The organism is Protofrankia sp. Cas4 (genome assembly GCF_963555915.1).
Classification (GTDB): Bacteria; Actinomycetota; Actinomycetes; order Frankiales; family Frankiaceae; genus Protofrankia.
Genome location: NZ_CAUVXL010000010.1, coordinates 1 through 5,960 on the forward strand (window position 1 = coordinate 1; position 5,960 = coordinate 5,960).

The 5,960-nt window shown below is 70.0% G+C and carries 4 protein-coding genes; 1 reads left to right on the top strand and 3 read right to left on the bottom strand.

What is annotated here, in order from left to right:
* A partial coding sequence (locus U9979_RS00880; protein WP_322777853.1) for a sacsin N-terminal ATP-binding-like domain-containing protein occupies positions 1-2,878 on the bottom strand: 2,878 nt, incomplete at its 3' end.
* A gap of 98 nt (positions 2,879-2,976) precedes the next feature.
* Between U9979_RS00880 and U9979_RS00885 the strand changes: the two genes are divergently transcribed.
* Positions 2,977-3,798 carry a sterol carrier family protein gene (locus U9979_RS00885; protein ID WP_322777854.1) on the top strand — a complete coding sequence of 274 codons (822 nt, stop codon included), beginning with the start codon at positions 2,977-2,979 and terminating at the stop codon, positions 3,796-3,798.
* Positions 3,799-3,869: 71 nt separating this feature from the next.
* Here the strand turns inward: U9979_RS00885 and U9979_RS00890 are convergent, their stop codons facing one another.
* Both U9979_RS00890 and U9979_RS00895 read right to left on the bottom strand, forming a co-directional pair.
* Positions 3,870-4,262 carry a PIN domain-containing protein gene (locus U9979_RS00890; protein ID WP_322777855.1) on the bottom strand — a complete coding sequence of 131 codons (393 nt, stop codon included), beginning with the start codon at positions 4,260-4,262 and terminating at the stop codon, positions 3,870-3,872.
* The gene (locus U9979_RS00895; RefSeq protein ID WP_322777856.1) at positions 4,259-4,504 is read right to left on the bottom strand and encodes a type II toxin-antitoxin system prevent-host-death family antitoxin; all 246 of its coding nucleotides are present in this window, start codon (positions 4,502-4,504) and stop codon (positions 4,259-4,261) included. The genes U9979_RS00890 and U9979_RS00895 overlap by 4 nt, the downstream gene beginning before the upstream one ends.
* Positions 4,505-5,960 lie beyond the last annotated feature (1,456 nt).

Genomic DNA, 5,960 nt, shown 5'->3' on the forward strand with positions numbered 1-5,960 from the left:
CGACATCGCGCAGCGGCGGCCGGGCCAGCTCCGCGAGCGCCCCAGGCCAGCGGGACGGGTCGACGAATTCGAGGTCGCGCACAGCCGAGAAGGTCGCCAGCGTGGGCGGCGCGCTCGGTTCGCCACCGGCCCTGGCCTGATCGGGTGCGGACTCGAGTCGGGCGGTCAACTCCTCCACCCAGGTGTCACTGTCGTCCAGGTCGAGCAGGACCGGCTCATCCGGGTCGAGGCCCACGTCGGTGACATGCAGCACGGCGAACGTCCGCAGTACCCCGACCGCTTCCAGCACGCCCACCGGCCATGCCCGCGCGAAGTCGTCGGCGAGGACGCTGAACGGTGCGTCGCTTGCGAGCACCCGGTCGAGGGGGCCAGCTTCGATCAACAGTTCGCCGGCGGGGCTGAAGTCGCCATCGGTGTCGGGAAGCAGCAGATCTGCGAGCCAGGGCAGTTCACCGGCGATATCGCCGGCGTCCCGCGCCAGCGCCAGGACAGCGTTGGCCAGCGCGCGTGCCGCGTCGGGATCCGCTTCGGGGTCGATGTCGGCGATGGCGTCGGCCACGGACCCGTCGCGCAGCACACTCGCGGGGGTTCCCTCGACCGCACCGAGGGTGCGCAGAACATCGCGGGCCGTGCCGGCGCAGGCGTCGGGATGCGCGACCCGCAGCGGTAGGCCTGAGCTGACCAACGCGAGGACGTCCAGATCGGTGGTGGGAAGCAGCAGACCACGCGGGCCGGTCACCATCCGGACCCCGAGCCGGGTGTCGTCCGGTCCGGGGCCGGTCCCAGCGTCCGGTGCCGGGTCCCGGTCCGGGGCAGATGCGGCCAGCGGAACGGGCAGGGCGCCGAGGGCGTCCCGGTCGGGCGCGGTCGCGAGTGCCGCATAGGCACGTGCCCACCACGACGGCGGTCTGCGGAGCTCGCTGAGAATCTCAACCACATCGGCGGTGTCGAGGCGGTCTACTCCCAGCACGTCGAGGGCCGGCCGCCAATGCCGTGCGGCGTAGGCCGCCGGCAGCAGGCCGTCCACGGCGCCATCCGCGTCGTCACCCGGTTTGTCGGTTCCCAGTTCGTCGGTGCCAAATTCGTCGTTCTCGGGCCGGTCGTCCAGAGGACCAGAGGGCGCGCGACGATCGTCAGATCGCGCGCCCGCAGGCCGCAGTCCCCGGAGCACTGCCGGGGCCGTGAGCAGCGCCGTGACCTGGTCGGTTGCCGGACCGAGGTCGCAGACCACACAGTCGGATCCGCGGTGCCCGCCGGGAAACATCGGTGCGTCCGGTAGCAGCCGCGCGAGGGCGTCCCGCAACCTGGCGTCGACCTCACCGGCCGGCAGTCCGGTCGGGACGAGCTCGAGCGCCGCCAGCGGCGAATGAGCCGGCGGATGGCCGGTACCCACGAGCGCTCGCAGGTCGAATGCGTCGCGCGCCTGCGCTGCCGGGGTGACGCCCGGATCCTGCCCCGCGGCGATCAGTGCGAACAGGTCCGGTCCGGCCGGCGCCACCGATCTGGTGTCAGCGTCCGGCAGCGCGCTGACACCTGGCTCGGCATCCGGTCCCGGCGGGCTGCCGGCGCCGAGGTCGACAGCAAGGTCGACGATCGTCTCGGCGAGCCGGTCCACCAGCCAGTCTCGAAGCGGACCCGCGACAGTGTGCCGGCGGGACGGTTCCAACGGCAGACCCACACTGACCAGAACCGGCAACGACAGCGGCTCGTCGGTCGGCTGGGGCGCCCGGACAAGCGTGGGCACGCCGCTGGGCCAGCCGCCCTCGCAGACCATGGCCCGGGCCTCGTATCCGGTACGGGCACGTTCCTCAACCGGCCGATCGATGAGCAGATCCGGCGGAATCACCCCGCGTCGCACCCTGCCAACCCAGCGTCGCCCATCCAGCAGCGCGACCTCCTGGCCATGCCCATTCAGGCCTCCGGGCGCGCCAGAAAGATCATTGTCGCGCGCCCTTTGGCCGGCGGGCCCCGCCGGGCCCGCCGGGGTGGGGTCCACCCAGACGCAGGAAAGCGTCGTGCGATCACCGTCGACCACGACGGTGATCTCGGACAGTCCGGGCATCACCAGCGGAAGCGTCGGGTCGAGACCGGCCAGCAGGGCGCGGGCCAGCGCCATCGCGCCCGCGTCACGCAGCGGTAGCCGGACGACGGTGTCGTAGCCCTCCGGCGGTGGTGGCGCGTCGGCCAGCGTTGAGGGCAGGCGCAGCACGGGGACGGCACCGTCGCGGCGGGTCAGTTCGGCGTCGAGGGCGGGCACACCGAGTGTGTTGATCGCGTCGATGGTCGCCTGTTTCGACCAGCCGACACCACCGCTGTGGTGGTCCCGCTCCTCCCACGGCCCCATCGGCCGTCGGGACACGATCGACGGAGTGTCGCTGACGGCTAGAACCGCGGCGAAACCGACCCCGAATCGGCCGAGAGCCGCGGTGTCGCGCTTTGCGGAGGCACGCAGAGTGGACAGTGATTCGACCCCGGCCGCGGACAGCCCCGCCCCGGTGTTGGCGATCTCCAGCATCCCGGCGTGAGATTCTGTCGCCGTGTCGTCGCTGCTGGTCAGCGTCATCAGAACACGGCAGGGCACCGCCGCGGCGTGGGCCGCGTCCACGGCGTTCTGGAGCAGTTCAACGACGAGTCGGTCGCGGTACGCGCCGCGGGCGGCGTCCTCCTCGGCGTTCGCGTCCTCGCGGAACCGCGCGGGGGATGCGGCCCAGGCGTCGAGGACCCGGCGTTGGATCGCGGCCGTCCCGAAAGGGTCGTTCAGCTCGCCGACGGCGAGCTGATCATGTCGGTCGTCGCGGCGCGGGTGGTCCAGCGGGTCGGCCTGGGCGTCGCCGCTGTCAGCGTCCACGATCACGTTTCCGTACGGCTGCGCGTCCATCTCCTCATCCTCCTCTTCAATGCCGGGTAGATGGGAGAGCAGGTGCAGCTAGGGCCTGTCCGGTCGGCCCGTCTTCGGCCGGCCGATAATGCAGAACCGTGGCGTCCGCGGCTCGTCGTGATGATCGCAAGCTGGTGTCGGCGGTGGTCGGCCAATGGGAGCGGATCGCCGAACGGGCGGCCGTACTCGCAGCGCAGGAGTGTGCGCGGCCGAGCAGGCTGCCCGGCTGGAGTGCCGCGGACCTTGTCCTCCACACCGCTGGGTCGGCGGCTGCGCTGGCCGCGGCGCTCGCGGGTCCGCCCCCGCCGGCCGCGGACGCACGTTCGGAACGTCTTCTGAGCGTGGAGTCCTACCTGGCGGCGCCGGCCGGGTTGGCGGGGCTCGGCCCGCGCGACGACGCACCCAACGGGACGGCCGCCGAGACGCGGTGGGGAGCCGGTGAGCGCGGCCGGCTGCGGTCGCGGTTGAGTGACGGCATCGCCGCCGCCGTGGCCGGGCTCGCCGGCGTCGACCCGGCGCGTCCGGTCATGACCGCAGCCGGTGGGATGCGGCTGGGGGACCTTCTGGTCGCACTGGCGGTGGACGGTGTTGTCCACGGTCTTGACCTGGGGGTCGATCCGCATTGGGACGCGGTGCGGATCGTCGTGCGGACCTTCACCGGTCTACTCGTGGCGCGCGCTCCGGGGCGTTGCGTCGAGGTACGGGTGCCGCCGTTCGCGGCGGTGCAGGTCGTCGACGGTCCGCGGCACACCCGGGGCACACCGCCGAACGTGGTCGAAACCGATCCGGTCACCTTCGTCGATGTCGCCGTGGGCCGCCTGAGCTGGGTGGACGCGGTGGCGGACGGTCGCGTGCGGGCCAGCGGCTTCCGCGCCGACCTGCGTCCTTACCTTCCGCTACTGGAAATTCCGTTGCTGTAAATTGCGTCGCTGGACCGCCCGCTGTGGCAGAACACGTGGCCGGTGAGCTCTCGGCCGGCCTTTGCGGCGGATCAGACGATCACGAAGGGGACCCCCGCGTCGCCAAGGGCGTGAAAATCCTCGTCCCTGGTTGCGACGGTGCATTCATGGACAATCGCCGTAGCCCCGATCAGGGTGTCCATGACGCGCGGTTTGCGACCGGACGCCTTGATTTTCACTACAAGGCGGGCATACGTATGGGCAACGTCGGTGTCGATGAGAAGAGGTTCATAACTGCGTTCAACGGCTGACAACGTGGCAAGTCGTTGCGCGCGGATGTCCGGGTCTGTCGCGGCTAGTACGCCGATGGTGAGTTCTGCGACGGAGGCCACGGACACGGCTACATCCGTGGCCTCGTCCGGCAGTATTGGGGCGGTTTTCTCATGAATAGTGATTAATAGCGACGTGTCCAGCAGGATTTTCACTCGTTATCGCCGACTCGTTCTTCCCGGAGCTCGGCGAGCAGGTCCTCCATCGCAGGGTCGGGCTGGACCTGGCGCAGAAGTGCGATGGCTTCCGTACGCGGAAGCCAGGTGCGACGCCGCAATGGGATGATCTCCGCGACGGGACGGCGGTCGACTGTGACCGTCACCCGCTCGCCTGCTTCCACCCGGCGGATCACGTCACTGGCGTTCGTCCGCAGTTCGCGGAGGCCGACGATCGTCATGCTCTGCAGTGTTGCACATATGCTTCAGCGTTGCGCATGTGCTTCGGGTGCTCGAGGGACTACCCGGACCGGACCTGTCCGTGGTGTCCCGCATGAGTTGGAGATCGACAGGTGTCGGGCGGGTTGGCGCTGCTAGCGTGGGCTGTGGACCAGTGTGAACGACGTCCCAAGGAGCTGTGTTGCCCGACGTCGGTGACTGTTCGATGTCCAACTCTGCCCGTCCGACGGCGCATGTCGAACCAGCGGATGTCTCCCGCAGCGACAGCCGGCTTCCGGCGGCGACCACTGAGCACCGTGATGCCGGGGACTGGGCCCGCGAGTACGTCGATGATCCAGGTCCGCGGGACGCCTGCGGGGTGTTCGGGGTGTGGGCTCCGGATGAGGACGTTGCGAACCTAACCTACTACGGACTGTACGCGTTGCAGCATCGGGGCCAGGAAGCGGCGGGTATCGCGGTCGCCGACGGCCGGACGGTCGTCGTCTTCAAGGAACTGGGGCTGGTCGCCCAGGTCTTCGACGATGTGACCCTGGCGAGCCTGACCGGGCACCTGGCCGTGGGCCATACCCGTTACTCGACCACCGGATCGTCGACCTGGGACAATGCCCAGCCGTCCTACCGGTCGTCGCACGGCGGTGGAGCGGTTGCACTGGGTCATAACGGCAACCTCACCAATACCGCGACCCTGGCCGCGGACTTCGCCGACACCGTCAGGGGCCCGATCCGGGCGACGACGGACTCCGACCTGATCACCGCGATGTTGGCCGCGCATCCCGGCCTGACGCTGGAAGAAGCGGCCATGGACGTGCTGCCCCGGCTGGCCGGCGCGTTCTCGCTGGTGTTCTGCGACACCTCGACCCTGTACGCCGCCCGGGACACCCACGGTGTGCATCCGCTCGTGCTGGGTCGGCTCGGCGGGGACGGCCCGGACACCGGTTGGGTCGTGGCGAGTGAGACCGCTGCCCTCGACATCGTCGGCGCCGGTTTCGTCCGCGAGGTCGAACCCGGTGAACTGATCGTCATTGACGCCGACGGGCCGCGCTCGCACCGGTTTGCGCCGGCGACACCGCACGGATGCCTGTTCGAGTACGTCTACCTCGCTCGTCCCGACACCACGATCGCGGGCCGTTCCGTGCACGCGACCCGGGTCGAGGTCGGGCGGACACTCGCCCACGAGGCGCCGGCGGACGCCGATCTCGTGATCGGGGTGCCGCAGTCGGGCGTGCCCGCAGCGGTCGGCTTTGCCGAGGCCAGCCACATCCCGTACGGCGACGGGCTGGTGAAGAACTCCTATGTGGGACGGACGTTCATCCAACCGTCGCAGACGATCCGCCAGCGTGGGATCCGGCTGAAGCTCAATCCGCTGCGTGATGTCATCGACGGCCGCCGCCTTGTCGTCGTCGACGACTCGATCTGTCTCTTATACACATCTGACGCTGCCGACGACTAGTCGAGTGT